The following is a 16,079-nucleotide window of genomic DNA, read 5'->3' on the forward strand; positions in this document are numbered from 1 at the left end:
AACCCCTTGCTTAAAATGATATAAAAGTGATATCATTTTTATATCAGGGGGCGATCATATGAAAGAAAAACAAGTATTTTACGTTAATGGTTTTCTTGGGATTATTGGAATTTTAATTTTAGCCGCTATCGGTGTATTTTTCCTTGTACAAGAAATTTTCATAGGAGCAGCATTAACTATTATTTTAGCTGCAGTTCTTGCTACAGGTATCGGGATTGTTCAGCCAAATCAAGCAAAAGTCATTACGTTTTTCGGTAATTATTTAGGAACAATTCGTCAAAACGGTTTATTTTTAACGATTCCGTTCGCGTTCCGTCAAACTGTATCGTTACGTGTTGAAAACTTTAATAGTAAAAAATTAAAAGTAAATGATGTCGACGGCAACCCAATTGAAATTGCAGCTGTTATCGTATATAAGGTTGTTGATTCTGCAAAAGCAATGTTCGGCGTTGAACATTATGATCGATTTGTAGAAATTCAAAGCGAAACGGCAATCCGCCACGTTGCAACGAAATATCCTTATGACAATTTTCAAGATGAAACTTGCATTACGTTACGTGGAAACACTGAAGAAATCTCTGAAGAATTAAAACGCGAGTTAGAAGCACGCCTTGAAATTGCTGGCGTAGAAGTATTAGAAACTCGTTTAACACATTTAGCTTACGCAACAGAAATTGCCCATGCAATGCTACAACGTCAACAAGCAAAAGCAGTATTAGCTGCTAGAAAAGAGATTGTTGAAGGTGCTGTGAAGATGGCAAAAGATTCAATCCATATGTTAGATGAAGAAGGCGTACTAGAACTCGATGACGAGCGTAAAGCAAATATGGTGAACAACTTATTAGTTGCCATCGTTTCAGACAAAGGTGCGCAACCAGTTATTAATACAGGAAGCCTATACTAAAAGGTTGTAAATCCTTATGGCTAAAAAGAAAAGCTTTCCATTACGTATTGATCCTGAATTACACGCAGTCATCGAAAAATGGGCGAATGATGAGTTTCGTAGCGTCAATGCACACATCGAATATTTACTTCGAGAAATGGCAAAGCAAAAAGGGAAATTAAAAAAGGATAAAGATGCATAAAAAATCCCGCTGAGGAATCAGCGGGATTTTTTACATATTAATTTCTCGTCATCTCATGCCCAATTGCACGATATCCTATATCACTTCGGTAAAATAGACCATCACTCTCAATTTTACCGATTTCTTTATATACTTTATCTTTTGCTTCTTGTAAACTATTCGCCTTACAAGCAACAAATAGTACACGGCCACCGTTTGTCACAAAGTCACCATGTTTCATTGCTGTACCCGCATGGAAAACAATTACATCTTGCAATGCATCTAACCCTTTAATAATTTCACCTTTTTTATATGCTTCCGGATATCCTTTCGAAGCAAGCACAACACCAATTACCGCTTCCTCTGACCATTGTAACGTTAACTCACTTTCATCTAATACAGCGTTACATACGTCCACTAAATCATTTTCTAAACGGGGTAATACAACTTCAGTTTCAGGATCGCCAAAACGTGCATTAAATTCAATTACCTTTGGACCATCATTTGTTAAAATAAGTCCCGCATATAAAATTCCTGTAAACGATCGATTTTCTTGGATCATCGCTTTAGCAGTTGGATGTAACACCGTTTCAATCGCCTCTTGAACTGCTGACTCCGAAATTTGTGGTACTGGAGAATATGCACCCATTCCGCCAGTATTTGGACCTTTATCACCATCAAAAGCTCGTTTATGATCTTGTGCAATTACCATCGGATGTACAGTTGTTCCATTCACAAATGCCATTAATGAAAATTCTTGTCCATCTAAAAACTCTTCAATAACAACTTTCTTACTCGCTTCCCCGAACTTTACATCTTGCAGCATTTCTTTCACAGCTTGTAATGCCTCTTCAAGTGTCATTGCTACCGTTACACCTTTACCAGCCGCTAAACCGTCTGCCTTAATAACAATTGGTGCACCAACCTTTTCAATGTACTTTACTGCTTCTTCATAGTCTGTAAAAGTTTCGTACGCTGCAGTTGGAATATTATATTTTTTCATAAGCTCTTTTGTAAAAGCTTTACTACCTTCAATAACAGCAGCCGCTTGATTCGGACCAAATACGCGAAGTCCCTCTTCTTTAAAACGATCAACAATTCCATTCATAAGTGGAATTTCTGGTCCAACGAAAGTTAACTCAACATGATTCTCTTTCGCAAATAAAACTAATGCATCAAAATCATTTTCATCAATATCAATTGGTGTTGCAACATCACGCATACCTTCATTACCTGGTGCTACATATACCTTTTCTACTTTTTCAGATTGTGCAAACTTCCAAGCTAAAGCATGCTCACGCCCACCGCGGCCAATTACTAAAACATTCATATTTCATCCCCCAATATTTAAATAAGTACAAACTAGAAGCTATGCTCCTAGTTTGTTTTTTCATATCAATCAAAGTTTAAAAAGGAGGATTAAGAGAACCGAGCAGGTCGAGGCGCATTTGCCAGGAGGACACGGAGTGTAGTTTTCCTACATGAGTACCGCACTGGCATTGCAACGACGACATGCGAAGGTGATCTTAACCGGACTTTTTAAACTTCCTCTATTAGTGTTTGAAATGACGTACGCCAGTGAACACCATAGCAATCCCATATGTATCCGCCACTTTAATAGAATCTTCATCACGGATTGATCCGCCTGGTTGAATGATTGCTGTAATTCCTGCTTTTGCTGCTTCTTCTAATGTATCTGGCATTGGGAAGAAAGCATCAGATGCAAGCGCGCTACCTTGTGCTTTTTCACCAGCTTGTGTAATTGCGATTTTTGCAGAACCTACACGGTTCATCTGTCCCGCACCGACACCAATTGTCATATCATCTTTCGCTAAAACAATTGCATTTGACTTCACATGTTTTACAACTTTCCAAGCTAATTTTAAATCTTTCCATTCTTGCTCTGAAGGTTCACGTTTTGTTGGAATTGAAATTGTACTTTCATCTAATGATAACGTATCTTCCTCTTGAACGAGAAGGCCACCTTGTACAGAAGTTAGTTTTTTGCTCGCGCTTGTCGATTTTTCAATATTTACAGTTAGTAAACGTAAGTTTTTCTTACTTTGCAATACTTCCAAAGCTTCTTTTGAGAAAGAAGGTGCAATAATAATTTCTAAGAAAATTTCATGTAACTTTTCAGCTGTAGCTTTATCAATTTCACGATTCGCTGCAATAATGCCTCCAAAAATGGATACTGGATCCGCTTCATAAGCACGTGTGTATGCTTCATGAATATCCGTACCTACTCCAACACCACATGGATTCATATGTTTTACCGCTACTACTGCTGGTTCTGTAAATTCTTTCACGATGCTAAGCGCTGCGTCTGCATCATTAATATTGTTATACGATAATTCCTTACCGTGTAATTGTTCTGCGTATGCAACAGAAGAAGTTGCTGCGAATGGCGCTTTATAGAAAGTTGCTTTTTGATGTGGGTTCTCGCCATAACGTAAGTCTTGCTTTTTCTCAAATGTCACAGTTAATGTTTCAGGACTTTCTTCACCCATTTGCTCTGTTAAGTAATTAGAAATTAGTGCATCATATGCTGCTGTATGACGGAATACTTTTGCTGCTAGTTTACGTTTTGTTTCCTCTGCTACTTCACCGTTCTCTTTTAATTCAGCTAATACAACATCATAATCTACTGGATCTACAATTACAGATACGAATTTATGATTTTTCGCAGCAGAGCGAATCATTGTCGGGCCACCGATATCAATATTTTCAATTGCATCAGCAAATGTTACATCAGGCTTAGCGATTGTTTCTTTGAATGGGTATAAGTTAACGACAACAAAATCAATTGGCTCTATACCTAACTCATTCATTTGTGCTACATGCGTTTCATTATCACGAACTGCTAATAGACCACCATGAATATTTGGATGTAATGTTTTCACACGACCATCCATAATTTCTGGGAAACCAGTTACTTCAGAAATACCGATTACTTGTAAGCCGTTTTCTTCTAGTAATTTTTTCGTACCACCTGTTGATATAACTTCGATCCCTTGTTCTAGTAAACCTTTAACAAATTCTACTACTCCTGTTTTATCTGAAACACTTACTAATGCACGCTTTTTCATTTACCCTTCACCCCTGGTTGTATGTTAATTAACAGTTGGTTCTTTCGTAGATTGAACAATTTGATTCACTGTATTTACGTATAATTTATGTTCAACTTGTTGAATTTTCTTTTGTAAGCTTTCTCTCGTATCCCCTTCAGAAACAACTACTGCTTCTTGTGCAATAATTGGCCCTGTATCCATACCTGCGTCTACATAATGAATCGTTACTCCAGTTACTTTCACACCTGCTTCTAACGCTTGACCAACAGCATCTTTCCCTGGAAAACTCGGTAATAGTGATGGATGAATATTAATAATCCTTCCGCCGTAAGCTTCTAGTAAAGTTGGTCCAATTAAACGCATATATCCAGCTAAAATAACATAATCAATTTCATACTCTTCTAGCTTCTTTAATATCTCTTTTTCAAACGCTTCTTTTGACTCATATGCTTTCGCTGAAAAAGCGAAACACGGGATATGATGATAATGTGCTCGCCCAACAGCGCGTGCTTCTGGTTTATCACATACTAATAAACTAATTTCTGCATCCAATCTTTTTTCTTCTACTGCATTAACGAGAGATTGAAAGTTAGATCCGCTTCCAGAAGCAAAAACTGCTAATCTACTCATAGCGCTGTGCCTCCATTAAAAGTAACGCCAGCTCCTTGTACAGTGCGTCCAATAATACGAGCAGTTTCTCCTTGCTCTTCAAGAAGACGAACAACATCTTTTGCATCTTCTTCCTTCACCGCTACTACCATACCAATACCCATGTTAAAAATATTGAACATTTCTTTCTCTTCCAGCTTGCCAACTTCTTGAAGTAAACTAAAGATCGGCTGAATTTCCCAAGATCCTAATTCAATTTCTGCACCGATTTCTTCTGGTAACATACGTGGAATATTTTCAATGAATCCGCCACCTGTAATATGTGCCATACCGTATACTTCATATTTCTTCAATAGTTCTAAAGTAGGTTTGACATAAATTTTCGTTGGTTTTAATAATTCTTCACCAAGAGGTAGCTCTAAGCGTCCGTAAATGCGATCTAAAGATAGCTCTCCATCTTCTAGTAATACTTTTCGTACTAAAGAATAACCGTTACTATGAATACCGCTAGATGCCAAGCCAATTAATACGTGACCAGCTTCAATTTTTTCACCTGTTACAATTTTCTTTTTATCAACGATCCCAACTGTAAAACCAGCTAAATCGTATTCTTCTGTAGAATACATTCCTGGCATTTCAGCTGTTTCTCCACCAATTAAAGCACAACCTGCTTGGCGACAGCCCTCTGATATACCTTTGACGATGTTTTCAATTTTACTAGGTTCAGCTTTACCACAAGCAATATAATCAAGGAAGAAAAGCGGCTCTGCTCCTTGGACAACAATATCATTTACACACATTGCTACTGCATCAATACCAATTGTGTCATGTTTATCTGCCATAAAAGCGAGCATCAATTTCGTTCCCACGCCATCTGTTCCAGATACTAATACAGGTTCTTCTAATGCAAATTTTGATAGATCAAACATACCTCCAAAACCGCCTAAACCGCCTAGTACTTCTTTTCTCATTGTTGTTTGTACGTGTTTTTTCATGCGAGATACCGCTTCATATCCAGCTTCAATATCTACTCCTGCTTGCTTATATGCATTCGCCATCGTTATTTACACCTCGTCTTTTAATTTCTCCCTATCCTGTGCGGGCCGTTTTAAGAAAGAAGCTAGCTTCTACATCAAAAGAAGTAGAAGCTTTTTTCTTCTTATTTCATACTTTCTAAAAGCTCTTGCTCATAATCATAAAGAGCTGTTGGATAATCTCCATTGAAGTACGCCATACAAAGGCCACCGTATTTCCCTTCATATGGACGTCCAATTGCATCTACTAATCCATCTTCACTTAAAAATGTTAATGAGTCTGCACCGATCATTTCACGAATTTCTTCTACCGTATGATTTGCTGCAATTAATTCTTTTCTCGTTTGAATATCAATGCCATAGAAACATGGATATTTCAAAGGTGGTGAAGCTATTCTTACGTGAACTTCTGTCGCTCCAGCCTCGCGAAGCATACGAACAATTCGTTTACTCGTTGTTCCTCGTACGATAGAATCATCAATCATAACAACTCGTTTCCCCTCAACCACACCTCTTACTGCTGAAAGCTTCATCTTAACCCCTTGCTCTCGCAGTTCTTGAGAAGGTTGAATAAACGTACGTCCAACGTAACGATTTTTAATTAATCCTAACTCATATGGAATGCCTGTCGCCTCCGCATAACCAATTGCTGCTGAAATGCTAGAGTCTGGTACACCAGTAACAACATCAGCTTCAATAGGAGCTTCTGCCGCCAAACGTTTCCCCATGTTTTTACGTGCTGCATGGACATTAACACCAGCGATATTTGAATCTGGGCGTGCGAAGTAAATGTATTCCATACTGCAAATTGCATGTTCTACATCATTTGTAAAACGATCTACGTGAATTCCATCATCATTAATGATAAGTAATTCACCCGGTTCTACATCACGAATGTATGTTGCACCTACTACATCAAAAGCACATGTTTCTGATGCTACAACGTAAGCATCTCCCATCTTTCCAATTGAAAGGGGACGGAATCCATTTGGATCTAGCGCAACAATCATTTCATTTCCAGTTAGTAAAAGATATGCAAACGCACCTTTCACTTTATTTAAAGCTTCTTTTACACTTTCAATTAACGAATCTTTCGTACTACGTTTAATAAGATGTAAAAGTACTTCTGTATCTGAACTTGTTTGAAAAATACTTCCCTCTGCCTCTAATTCACGACGAAGCATTTTGGCATTAATTAAATTCCCGTTATGAGCTAATGCCATACTATGATCAGAAAAACGGAATAGTAATGGTTGAACGTTAGCCACTTCACTTCCACCAGCCGTCGCGTATCGTACGTGTCCGATTGCTGATTTTCCGTTCAATCCTTCTAGCTCTCCTCTTGAAAACACTTCTGATATTAAGCCTAACCCCTTGTGACCGACGATTTTTTCTCCATTATTTACGACAATGCCTGCGCCTTCTTGTCCACGGTGCTGTAAACTGTGCAATCCGTAGTATGAAACTTGTGCCGCATTTTCATGCCCCCAAATTCCGAAAACGCCACATTCTTCGTTTAACCCCTTTATTTCAGCAAGCATGGGATTGCCCCTTTCCAAGCCTTTCTCATTTCATCTACATTTGCTGTAAGTAATACTTCATTTTCTTCATTATGAATTGTTACTTCATTTGTATTTGTTACTTCTCCAACTTGAATTGCTTCTACCGCTTTTTCGAACGCTTCTTTATTTTCACGTTTTACAGTTATTACGAAGCGGGATTGTGATTCCGCAAATAATGCCGCTGTTGCTTCCCCGTCTAATTTCACAGTAGCACCTAAGCCGTTAGCACCAATTGCACTTTCTGAAATTGCAACTGCTAAACCACCTTCAGCAACGTCATGTGCAGATTGAACAAGGCCAGCTTGAATGGCTGCTAATACTTGTTTTTGACGTTTTAATTCTACGTCTAGATCGATACTTGGTGATTGACCGAAAATTTTGCCGTGAAGCATTTTCTGTAATTCACTTCCACCAAACTCAGCTTTCGTCTCTCCGATAACATAAACTAAATCGCCAGCTTGCTTAAACTCTTGTGTTGTTACATGTTTTAAATCGTGTACAAGTCCAACCATCCCAACTGTCGGTGTTGGGTATACCGCTTCACCACTACGTTCGTTATACATTGATACATTTCCGCCAATAACTGGTGTTTGTAATGTGCGACAAGCTTCACTCATACCATCTACTGATTTCTCAATTTGCCAGAAGATTTCTGGTTTTTCTGGGTTACCGAAGTTTAAGCAATCTGTAATTGCAAGTGGCTCCCCGCCAGAACATACGATATTACGTGCTGCCTCTGCTACTGCAATTTTACCGCCCACTTCTGGATCTAAATAAATGTAGCGAGAGTTACAATCTGTCGTCATTGCTAATCCTTTTTCTGTACCGCGTACACGTACAACTGCTGCATCTGAACCTGGTGTAACAACTGTGCTTGTGCGAACTTGATAATCATATTGATCATAAACCCACTCTTTACTTGCAATCGTCGGTTGTTGTAATAAAGCGAATAACGTTTCTTTATAGTTTTCTACTTTCGGCGTTTCCATTTTCATTTCTTGGAACTCAGCAAAATATGCTGCTTCTTGTGATGGTTTATGGTAAATTGGTGCTTCTTCTGCAAGAGCATCTGCTGGTACTTCAGCTACCATTTCACCTTTATGGAATAAACGAAGCATTTTGTCTTCCGTTACTTTCCCCATCGTAACGGCTGCAAGACCATACTTCTCAAATAAATCTACTATCTCTTGTTCTCTACCTTTTTTCACAACAATTAACATACGCTCTTGTGATTCAGATAGCATCATTTCATATGGTGTCATTCCTGTTTCACGCTGTGGTACATCATCTAAGTACATTTCAATACCCATGCCTGCTTTACTTGCCATTTCTGCAGAAGATGATGTTAAACCAGCCGCACCCATATCTTGAATTCCAACAAGTGCATCAGATTGAATAAGTTCTAAGCAAGCTTCGATAAGAAGTTTCTCCATAAATGGATCTCCTACTTGAACTGCTGGACGCTTCGCTTCTGAGCTTTCAGATAACTCTTCAGATGCGAATGTTGCACCGTGGATACCATCACGACCAGTTGATGCTCCTACGTACATTACTGTATTTCCAGCACCGTGCGCTTGCCCTTTTTTAATGTCCTCGTGGTTAATTAAGCCTACGCACATTGCATTTACAAGTGGATTTCCTTCATAACATGGATCAAACTGTACTTCGCCGCCAACAGTTGGAATACCGATACAGTTACCGTATCCTGCAATTCCTGCTACTACTTCTTCGAATAAGTATTTCACACGTGGTGATTGTAATTCTCCAAATCGAAGTGAGTTTAATAGAGCTACTGGACGTGCTCCCATAGAGAATACGTCACGAATAATACCGCCAACACCTGTTGCTGCTCCTTGATATGGCTCAATAGCAGAAGGGTGGTTATGACTTTCCATTTTAAATACAACCGCTTGATTATCACCGATGTCTACAATGCCAGCACCTTCCCCAGGCCCTTGCAAGACGCGCTCACCTGTTGTTGGGAATTTTCGAAGTACTGGTTTTGAATTTTTATAACTACAATGTTCAGACCACATAACAGAGAATAATCCTGTTTCTGTATAATTTGGCAGACGGCCTAAAATCTTTTCAACCATGGCAAACTCTTCGTCTGTTAGCCCCATTTCCGCATATATGCGCTCTTCTTTAATTTGTGTTGGATTTGGTTCAAGCATTAACGACATATGTTTCCCTCCACTGTTTTAAGATAGATTGAAAGACTTTTAACCCTTCAGCACCGCCAAGTAATTCATCTACAGCACGCTCTGGGTGTGGCATCATACCAAGTACATTTCCTTTTTCGTTTACAATACCAGCAATATCTGAAACGCTTCCGTTCGGGTTTTCTACGTAACGGAATGCGATTTGATTATTCTCTTCTAATTGTTTAAGAGTCTCTTCATCACAATAGTAATTCCCCTCACCATGTGCAATTGGAATATTGATTACTTCATCTTTTTCATATTGTGATGTAAACATCGTTTCATTATTTTCAACACGTAACTGAACTGTTCGACACATAAATTTTAAGTTTTCATTTCTCATTAATGCTCCTGGTAATAATCCTGATTCAACAAGAATCTGGAATCCATTACATACACCTAAAATTGGCTTTCCTTGCTCAGCAGCTTTTTGTACTGCTTTCATTGCATTTGCAAAGCGAGAAATAGCACCGCAGCGTAAGTAGTCACCGTAAGAGAAACCACCTGGTAGTAGAATTGCATCATATTCATCTAAATTCTCTGTATCGTGCCAAACGTAATCTACTTCTTCGCCAAGCTCATCTTTAATTGCATGGAACATATCGACATCACAGTTCGAACCTGGAAATACTATTACGGCAAATTTCACTGTGCGACAACCTCCTCAACTTCATAACGGAAGTCTTCCATTACAACGTTTGCTAATAGTTTTTCACACATTTCCTTTACCTTACTATCTAAGTCAGTTACCGATTTATCAATTATTAGTTCCATGTACTTTCCAATTCGAACATCTTGTACTTCTGTGAATGAAAGGCTATGAAGTGCTCCTTTTACTGCTGTTCCTTGTGGATCTAATACACTTTCTCTTAATGTTACATATACCTTAACTTTATACATGTGAAATTCCCCCTAAACGTTTTAAAATCTCTTCATAAGCATCTGTTAAATTTCCAAGATCACGACGGAATACGTCTTTATCAAACTTCTCATTGCTCGTTTCATCCCATAAACGGCAAGTATCTGGTGAAATTTCATCTGCTAAAATGATTTCTCCTTCATCCGTTACACCAAACTCTAATTTGAAATCTACTAATCTTACACGACAGCTTGCGAAATGATCAATCAACACTTGATTGATTTGTAGAGCCATATCTCGTAATACGCTTACTTGCTCTGGCGATGCAACGTTTAATACACGAATATGATCTTCCGTTACAAGCGGATCTCCTAAATCATCATCTTTGAAGTAAAATTCTACGATTGGTTCTGCAAGTACAGTTCCCTCTTCCATTCCTAATCGTTTTGAAAGACTTCCTGCAATTACATTTCTTGTGACAACTTCTAAAGGAATAATACTCACTTTTTTAACAAGTTGTTCTGTTTCAGATAGCTTCTCAACAAAGTGTGTTTTAATTCCTACTTCTTGTAACTTTCTGAACAATAAAGTTGTAATCTCATTGTTCAAACGACCTTTTCCTGTAATCGTCTCTTTTTTCTCCCCATTGAAAGCAGTCGCACTATCTTTGTACTCTACCCAAACCATATCTGCTGATTCTGTACGATAAATTCTTTTTGCCTTACCTTCATACAGCAATTCTAGCTTTTGCATTTCGCAAGCCCCCTGTAGTTTGAAAAATGTGAATAATGTTTTTATAAAGAATGGCACAGAATGACTCTATTCTGTGCCATATGAAATTTTACGCTTCGTTTAATCCTAGGCGTTCAAAGATTGTATCAACGTGTTGCATATGATGCTCATAGTTGAAGCATTCATTAATTTCTTCTTGTGTTAACTTGCTCGTAATACGCTCATCAGCTTCTACAAGCTCTTTAAATTGTACTTGTGTTTCCCAAGCTTCCATCGCTTTAGGTTGTACGATATCGTAAGCTTCTTCACGCACCATACCTTTATCGATTAATGTAAGCATTACGCGCTGAGAATAAATTAAGCCGTATGTTCTTGTCATATTGCGTTTCATATTCTCTGGGTATACAGTTAAGTTTTTAACGATATTACCAAAGCGATTTAGCATGTAATTTAACGCGATTGTAGCATCTGGTAAAATTACGCGTTCTGCTGAAGAATGAGAAATATCACGCTCATGCCATAATGGAACATTCTCATAAGCTGTCATCATATAACCGCGGATAACACGAGCTAAACCAGTCATATTTTCAGATCCAATTGGATTACGCTTATGCGGCATTGCAGAAGAACCTTTTTGACCTTTTGCGAAAGCTTCTTCAACTTCACGTGTTTCACTCTTTTGTAAACCACGAATCTCAACTGCCATCTTTTCAATAGATGTTGCGATTAATGCAAGTGTTGACATGTAATGAGCATGGCGATCACGTTGCAATGTTTGTGTTGAAATTGGTGCTGCTTCTAATCCTAAGTTTTCACAAACATACTTTTCTACGAATGGATCGATATTTGCATATGTACCAACCGCACCAGATAATTTACCAACACGAACTGTATTAGCAGCTTGTTTGAAACGCTCTACGTTACGTTTCATTTCTTCATACCAAAGACCAAGTTTTAAACCGAATGTTGTTGGTTCTGCATGAACACCGTGTGTTCTTCCCATCATGATTGTGTATTTATGCTCTTTTGCTTTATTAGCTAAAATACTTACGAAGTTTTCTAAGTCTTTTAATATGATTTCATTCGCTTGTTTTAAGATGTAAGATAACGCTGTATCTACTACGTCTGTAGATGTTAAACCGTAATGAATCCATTTACGTTCCTCGCCTAATGCTGGTGTTTCTGATACAGCACGAGTGAATGCAACTACGTCATGACGTGTCTCTTTTTCAATTTCATAAATACGATCAATATCAAATGATGCATGCTCACGAATTTTCTTAACATCTTCTTTCGGAATATCGCCAAGCTCAGCCCATGCTTCACAAGCTAAAATCTCAACTTCTAACCACGCTTTAAATTTGTTCTCTTCCGTCCAAATTGCACCCATTTCTGGGCGTGTATAACGACTAATCATCTTTTTCCCTCCAACAGTTGTTCTTGATGGTCCCAAATATGCAAACTCTTCGCTTTTTCTAGAGCGACTTCAATATTATCATTTAAAATATTAACATGCCCCATTTTCCGCTGTGCTTTTGCTTCTTCTTTTCCATACAAGTGTAAATAGCACCCGGTTAATCTATTCACTTGTCTTAGGACCCCTTCTATATGTTCGCCTAAAATGTTTACCATGACAACTGGTTTTAACAAATTTGTTTCTCCAAGAGGTAAATTACAGATTGCTCGAATATGTTGGCCGAATTGACTCGTTTCACATGCATCCTGTGTATAGTGTCCTGAATTGTGAGGTCTTGGCGCCAATTCATTAATGTAAATCTCACCATCAGCTGTAGCAAACATCTCTACCGCTAGTGTTCCCACAAGTTCTAGTTCATCCGCAAGCACTTTTGCATAAGCAATAGCTTTTTGAGAAAGTTCTTCTGTAATGCGAGCCGGAACGATGGATTCATGCAAAATGTTATTTACATGAATATTTTCCGCTACCGGAAATACTTTCGTTTCACCACTTACACTACGAATGACAATAACTGATACTTCTTTTTCAAAAGGCACCCATTTCTCTAAAATACACTCTGCTGCATTCGCAAGCTCTCGCGCTGTATCAACGTCATCCTCACTTCTTAAAACAACTTGCCCTTTCCCATCATATCCGCCTGTCGTCGTTTTTAAGACGGAAGGATATGATAATTCAGCGATTGCTTCAGTAAGCTGATCTTGATTTTGAACTAATCTATACGTTGCTACTGGTAATCCTGCTTTCTCAATCGCATTCTTTTCTGTAAAACGATTTTGTGTTTTACTTAACAACTGACTGCCTTGCGGTAAGTAAGCATGTTTTTCAAGCCATTGTAAACATCTATAATCAATATTCTCAAATTCATATGTGACAACATCACTGATCTCCGCTAAATGCTGAATTGCTTTTAAATCGTCATATGATGCAACAATTTCAATATCAGCAACTTGTGCACATGGTGAGTTTTTTGTAGGATCTAAAACAGCAATTTTATATCCCATCTCCTTAGCTGCCAATGCCATCATTCTTCCTAGCTGGCCGCCTCCAATAATACCGATTGTTTTTCCAGGTAAAATGATTCTCGTCATACTAGCTCACTACCTTCGCGCACATCTTTTTCAATTGCTTCTCTTCTCAATTCTAATGCATCATATATGTCATCATGGAATGATCCAAGTATTTGTGCAGCAAGTAAACCAGCATTTGTTGAACCAGCCTTACCAATTGCAACAGTTGCAACTGGAACCCCTCCTGGCATTTGGACGATGGATAATAATGAATCTAAGCCGTTTAACGCTTTTGATTGAACTGGCACTCCGATTACAGGAAGATTCGTCTTCGCTGCAACCATTCCTGGTAAATGCGCTGCTCCACCAGCTCCAGCAATAATAACCTTCAATCCACGTTCACGAGCCGTCTCTGCATATTCAAACATATAATCCGGAGTCCGATGAGCGGATACAACTTTTTTCTCATACGGTATATTTAATTCATCTAAAATGTCACAAGCATATTTCATTGTTTCCCAGTCTGACGTGCTTCCCATTATGACTCCAACTAGTGATTTCATATTAGAATCCCCCCGATTCAAATAAAAAAAGCCTGAAATAGAACATTTTCTCTTTTACTATGAGAGAAAGCGCTCTACTCAGGCATACGTATCCCTTGTGAATAGAAAAATACCGAGTGACTTTCCCTCATAGTCTAACGAATAACGGTCGTTAGGTAGAGACTTGCAGGCCATATCCCCGCGATTATATGAGGTCTTATATATTATTCTTTCTATGGCTATATTAACAATATTTTATAAACAATGTCAACAAATAATCGAATGTTTTTTTATTACTAACCAATAACGTTCGTGTTTTAGTTATATTCAAAAGAATAATTGTAACTATATACAAGAAGGATAAGCAATTAGAATATATATTTCTAGAGATCTACCATACACAAAACGGTTTGTATATTAATTCTGTATGCTTTTATATAAAGTGAAACTTTAATCAACCTTCAACAATCGGGCTTTTACGGGCAGTTGATCCCCCACCTAGCTTCTTTGCTTCCGCTGAAATTTGAGGTGGGGGTCTTACTGCCCGTTAATGCGGAATAAAGCATATCGTTTCTATTCCTTTGTATCGCATTCATTACTGTAATGATTGAATAATATATACTTGTAGTAAGAAATAACAGTTACCATCAATAGCCTCATTTTCATTTTTTTCTCTCATTAAGATTACTAAATTTACGAATTATGACATTTGATATATATATAAATAAACACAAAAAAACCTAAGTCGAAACGACTTAGGTTTTTGCTTGGCGACGTCCTACTCTCACAGGGACAAGGTCCCAACTACCATCGGCGCTAGAGAGCTTAACTTCCGTGTTCGGTATGGGAACGGGTGTGACCTCTCTGCCATCATCACCAAACTATGAAGGCATATTCCTTCAAAACTAGATAACATTGCTACATATTATATGGTTAAGTCCTCGATCTATTAGTATTCGTCAGCTCCACATGTCACCATGCTTCCACCTCGAACCTATCAACCTGATCATCTTTCAGGGATCTTACTAGCTTACGCTATGGGAAATCTCATCTTGAGGGGGGCTTCATGCTTAGATGCTTTCAGCACTTATCCCTTCCGCACATAGCTACCCAGCTATGCCCTTGGCAGAACAACTGGTACACCAGCGGTGCGTCCATCCCGGTCCTCTCGTACTAAGGACAGCTCCTCTCAAATTTCCTACGCCCACGACGGATAGGGACCGAACTGTCTCACGACGTTCTGAACCCAGCTCGCGTACCGCTTTAATGGGCGAACAGCCCAACCCTTGGGACCGACTACAGCCCCAGGATGCGATGAGCCGACATCGAGGTGCCAAACCTCCCCGTCGATGTGGACTCTTGGGGGAGATAAGCCTGTTATCCCCGGGGTAGCTTTTATCCGTTGAGCGATGGCCCTTCCATGCGGAACCACCGGATCACTAAGCCCGACTTTCGTCCCTGCTCGACTTGTAGGTCTCGCAGTCAAGCTCCCTTATGCCTTTGCACTCTACGAATGATTTCCAACCATTCTGAGGGAACCTTTGGGCGCCTCCGTTACACTTTAGGAGGCGACCGCCCCAGTCAAACTGCCCACCTGACACTGTCTCCCGGGTCGATAAGACCCGTAGGTTAGAATTTCAATACAGTCAGGGCGGTATCCCACCAGCGCCTCCACCGAAGCTAGCGCTCCGGTTTCAAAGGCTCCCGCCTATCCTGTACAAACTGTACCAAAATTCAATATCAGGCTACAGTAAAGCTCCACGGGGTCTTTCCGTCCTGTCGCGGGTAACCTGCATCTTCACAGGTACTATAATTTCACCGAGTCTCTGGTTGAGACAGTGCCCAAATCGTTACACCTTTCGTGCGGGTCGGAACTTACCCGACAAGGAATTTCGCTACCTTAGGACCGTTATAGTTACGG

14 protein-coding genes, 2 rRNA genes and 1 riboswitch (1 of these 17 running past the window's edge) are annotated in these 16,079 nt (G+C 39.1%); of the genes, 2 read left to right on the forward strand and 14 right to left on the reverse strand.

Features of this window, described 5'->3' with window-relative positions:
• The first annotated feature begins 58 nt into the window (after nucleotides 1-58).
• Nucleotides 59-904 (forward strand): SPFH domain-containing protein, encoded by an 846-nt coding sequence (locus tag QCI47_RS26390; protein ID WP_000660683.1) that lies wholly within the window; start codon nucleotides 59-61, stop codon nucleotides 902-904.
• A gap of 16 nt (nucleotides 905-920) precedes the next feature.
• Entirely contained in the window at nucleotides 921-1,085 is a 165-nt protein-coding gene (locus tag QCI47_RS26395) for a type II toxin-antitoxin system antitoxin (RefSeq protein WP_001085171.1), read from the forward strand.
• A 37-nt stretch (nucleotides 1,086-1,122) separates the two neighbouring features.
• Here the strand turns inward: QCI47_RS26395 and purD are convergent, their stop codons facing one another.
• The 14 genes from purD to QCI47_RS26465 form a co-directional block, all read right to left on the reverse strand.
• Nucleotides 1,123-2,394, reverse strand: coding sequence for a phosphoribosylamine--glycine ligase (gene purD / locus QCI47_RS26400; protein ID WP_001101950.1), 1,272 nt, complete (start codon nucleotides 2,392-2,394; stop codon nucleotides 1,123-1,125).
• Between the two features lie 223 nt (nucleotides 2,395-2,617).
• A complete protein-coding gene (gene purH / locus QCI47_RS26405; protein ID WP_000745403.1) occupies nucleotides 2,618-4,153 on the reverse strand; it encodes a bifunctional phosphoribosylaminoimidazolecarboxamide formyltransferase/IMP cyclohydrolase in 1,536 nt (511 codons plus the stop codon).
• 24 nt (nucleotides 4,154-4,177) lie between these two features.
• Nucleotides 4,178-4,765 carry a phosphoribosylglycinamide formyltransferase gene (gene purN, locus QCI47_RS26410; RefSeq protein WP_000088580.1) on the reverse strand — a complete coding sequence of 196 codons (588 nt, stop codon included), beginning with the start codon at nucleotides 4,763-4,765 and terminating at the stop codon, nucleotides 4,178-4,180.
• The gene (gene purM / locus QCI47_RS26415) at nucleotides 4,762-5,802 is read right to left on the reverse strand and encodes a phosphoribosylformylglycinamidine cyclo-ligase (RefSeq protein ID WP_353811990.1); all 1,041 of its coding nucleotides are present in this window, start codon (nucleotides 5,800-5,802) and stop codon (nucleotides 4,762-4,764) included. Before purM ends, purN begins: the two co-directional genes overlap by 4 nt.
• Before the next feature lie 101 nt (nucleotides 5,803-5,903).
• On the reverse strand, nucleotides 5,904-7,319 hold the full coding sequence (gene purF, locus QCI47_RS26420; protein ID WP_000879021.1) for an amidophosphoribosyltransferase: 1,416 nt from the start codon (nucleotides 7,317-7,319) through the stop codon (nucleotides 5,904-5,906).
• Entirely contained in the window at nucleotides 7,304-9,523 is a 2,220-nt protein-coding gene (gene purL, locus QCI47_RS26425; protein WP_000055583.1) for a phosphoribosylformylglycinamidine synthase II, read from the reverse strand. The genes purF and purL overlap by 16 nt, the downstream gene beginning before the upstream one ends.
• Nucleotides 9,507-10,190 carry a phosphoribosylformylglycinamidine synthase subunit PurQ gene (gene purQ / locus QCI47_RS26430; RefSeq protein WP_000666779.1) on the reverse strand — a complete coding sequence of 228 codons (684 nt, stop codon included), beginning with the start codon at nucleotides 10,188-10,190 and terminating at the stop codon, nucleotides 9,507-9,509. The genes purL and purQ overlap by 17 nt, the downstream gene beginning before the upstream one ends.
• Nucleotides 10,187-10,441 (reverse strand): phosphoribosylformylglycinamidine synthase subunit PurS, encoded by a 255-nt coding sequence (gene purS / locus QCI47_RS26435; protein WP_309422928.1) that lies wholly within the window; start codon nucleotides 10,439-10,441, stop codon nucleotides 10,187-10,189. The genes purQ and purS overlap by 4 nt, the downstream gene beginning before the upstream one ends.
• Complete coding sequence (gene purC / locus QCI47_RS26440) at nucleotides 10,434-11,153, reverse strand: phosphoribosylaminoimidazolesuccinocarboxamide synthase (protein WP_001170542.1); 720 nt, start codon at nucleotides 11,151-11,153, stop codon at nucleotides 10,434-10,436. The genes purS and purC overlap by 8 nt, the downstream gene beginning before the upstream one ends.
• 88 nt (nucleotides 11,154-11,241) lie before the next feature.
• The gene (gene purB, locus QCI47_RS26445) at nucleotides 11,242-12,549 is read right to left on the reverse strand and encodes an adenylosuccinate lyase (RefSeq protein ID WP_000625677.1); all 1,308 of its coding nucleotides are present in this window, start codon (nucleotides 12,547-12,549) and stop codon (nucleotides 11,242-11,244) included.
• On the reverse strand, nucleotides 12,546-13,697 hold the full coding sequence (gene purK, locus QCI47_RS26450) for a 5-(carboxyamino)imidazole ribonucleotide synthase (protein ID WP_061130644.1): 1,152 nt from the start codon (nucleotides 13,695-13,697) through the stop codon (nucleotides 12,546-12,548). Before purK ends, purB begins: the two co-directional genes overlap by 4 nt.
• The gene (purE, locus tag QCI47_RS26455; protein ID WP_000839371.1) at nucleotides 13,694-14,179 is read right to left on the reverse strand and encodes a 5-(carboxyamino)imidazole ribonucleotide mutase; all 486 of its coding nucleotides are present in this window, start codon (nucleotides 14,177-14,179) and stop codon (nucleotides 13,694-13,696) included. Before purE ends, purK begins: the two co-directional genes overlap by 4 nt.
• A 110-nt stretch (nucleotides 14,180-14,289) precedes the next feature.
• Nucleotides 14,290-14,391: riboswitch (purine riboswitch) on the reverse strand.
• Between the two features lie 532 nt (nucleotides 14,392-14,923).
• Nucleotides 14,924-15,039: ribosomal RNA gene (gene rrf, locus QCI47_RS26460) — 5S ribosomal RNA — on the reverse strand.
• A gap of 48 nt (nucleotides 15,040-15,087) precedes the next feature.
• Nucleotides 15,088-16,079, reverse strand: a 23S ribosomal RNA gene (locus QCI47_RS26465); it runs 1,930 nt beyond the window's last position.

The organism is Bacillus cereus group sp. RP29 (assembly GCF_040459765.1).
Taxonomy (GTDB): Bacteria; Bacillota; Bacilli; order Bacillales; family Bacillaceae_G; genus Bacillus_A; species Bacillus_A paranthracis.

Bases quoted from the DNA above. Each gene is read 5' to 3' on its own strand.
- QCI47_RS26390 (WP_000660683.1), top strand. From the start codon at position 59: ATGAAAGAAAAACAAGTATTTTACGTTAATGGTTTTCTTGGGATTATT.
- QCI47_RS26395 (WP_001085171.1), top strand. From the start codon at position 921: ATGGCTAAAAAGAAAAGCTTTCCATTACGTATTGATCCTGAATTACAC.
- purD (WP_001101950.1), bottom strand. From the start codon at position 2,394: ATGAATGTTTTAGTAATTGGCCGCGGTGGGCGTGAGCATGCTTTAGCT.
- purH (WP_000745403.1), bottom strand. From the start codon at position 4,153: ATGAAAAAGCGTGCATTAGTAAGTGTTTCAGATAAAACAGGAGTAGTA.
- purN (WP_000088580.1), bottom strand. From the start codon at position 4,765: ATGAGTAGATTAGCAGTTTTTGCTTCTGGAAGCGGATCTAACTTTCAA.
- purM (WP_353811990.1), bottom strand. From the start codon at position 5,802: ATGGCGAATGCATATAAGCAAGCAGGAGTAGATATTGAAGCTGGATAT.
- purF (WP_000879021.1), bottom strand. From the start codon at position 7,319: ATGCTTGCTGAAATAAAGGGGTTAAACGAAGAATGTGGCGTTTTCGGA.
- purL (WP_000055583.1), bottom strand. From the start codon at position 9,523: ATGTCGTTAATGCTTGAACCAAATCCAACACAAATTAAAGAAGAGCGC.
- purS (WP_309422928.1), bottom strand. From the start codon at position 10,441: ATGTATAAAGTTAAGGTATATGTAACATTAAGAGAAAGTGTATTAGAT.
- purC (WP_001170542.1), bottom strand. From the start codon at position 11,153: ATGCAAAAGCTAGAATTGCTGTATGAAGGTAAGGCAAAAAGAATTTAT.
- purB (WP_000625677.1), bottom strand. From the start codon at position 12,549: ATGATTAGTCGTTATACACGCCCAGAAATGGGTGCAATTTGGACGGAA.
- purK (WP_061130644.1), bottom strand. From the start codon at position 13,697: ATGACGAGAATCATTTTACCTGGAAAAACAATCGGTATTATTGGAGGC.
- purE (WP_000839371.1), bottom strand. From the start codon at position 14,179: ATGAAATCACTAGTTGGAGTCATAATGGGAAGCACGTCAGACTGGGAA.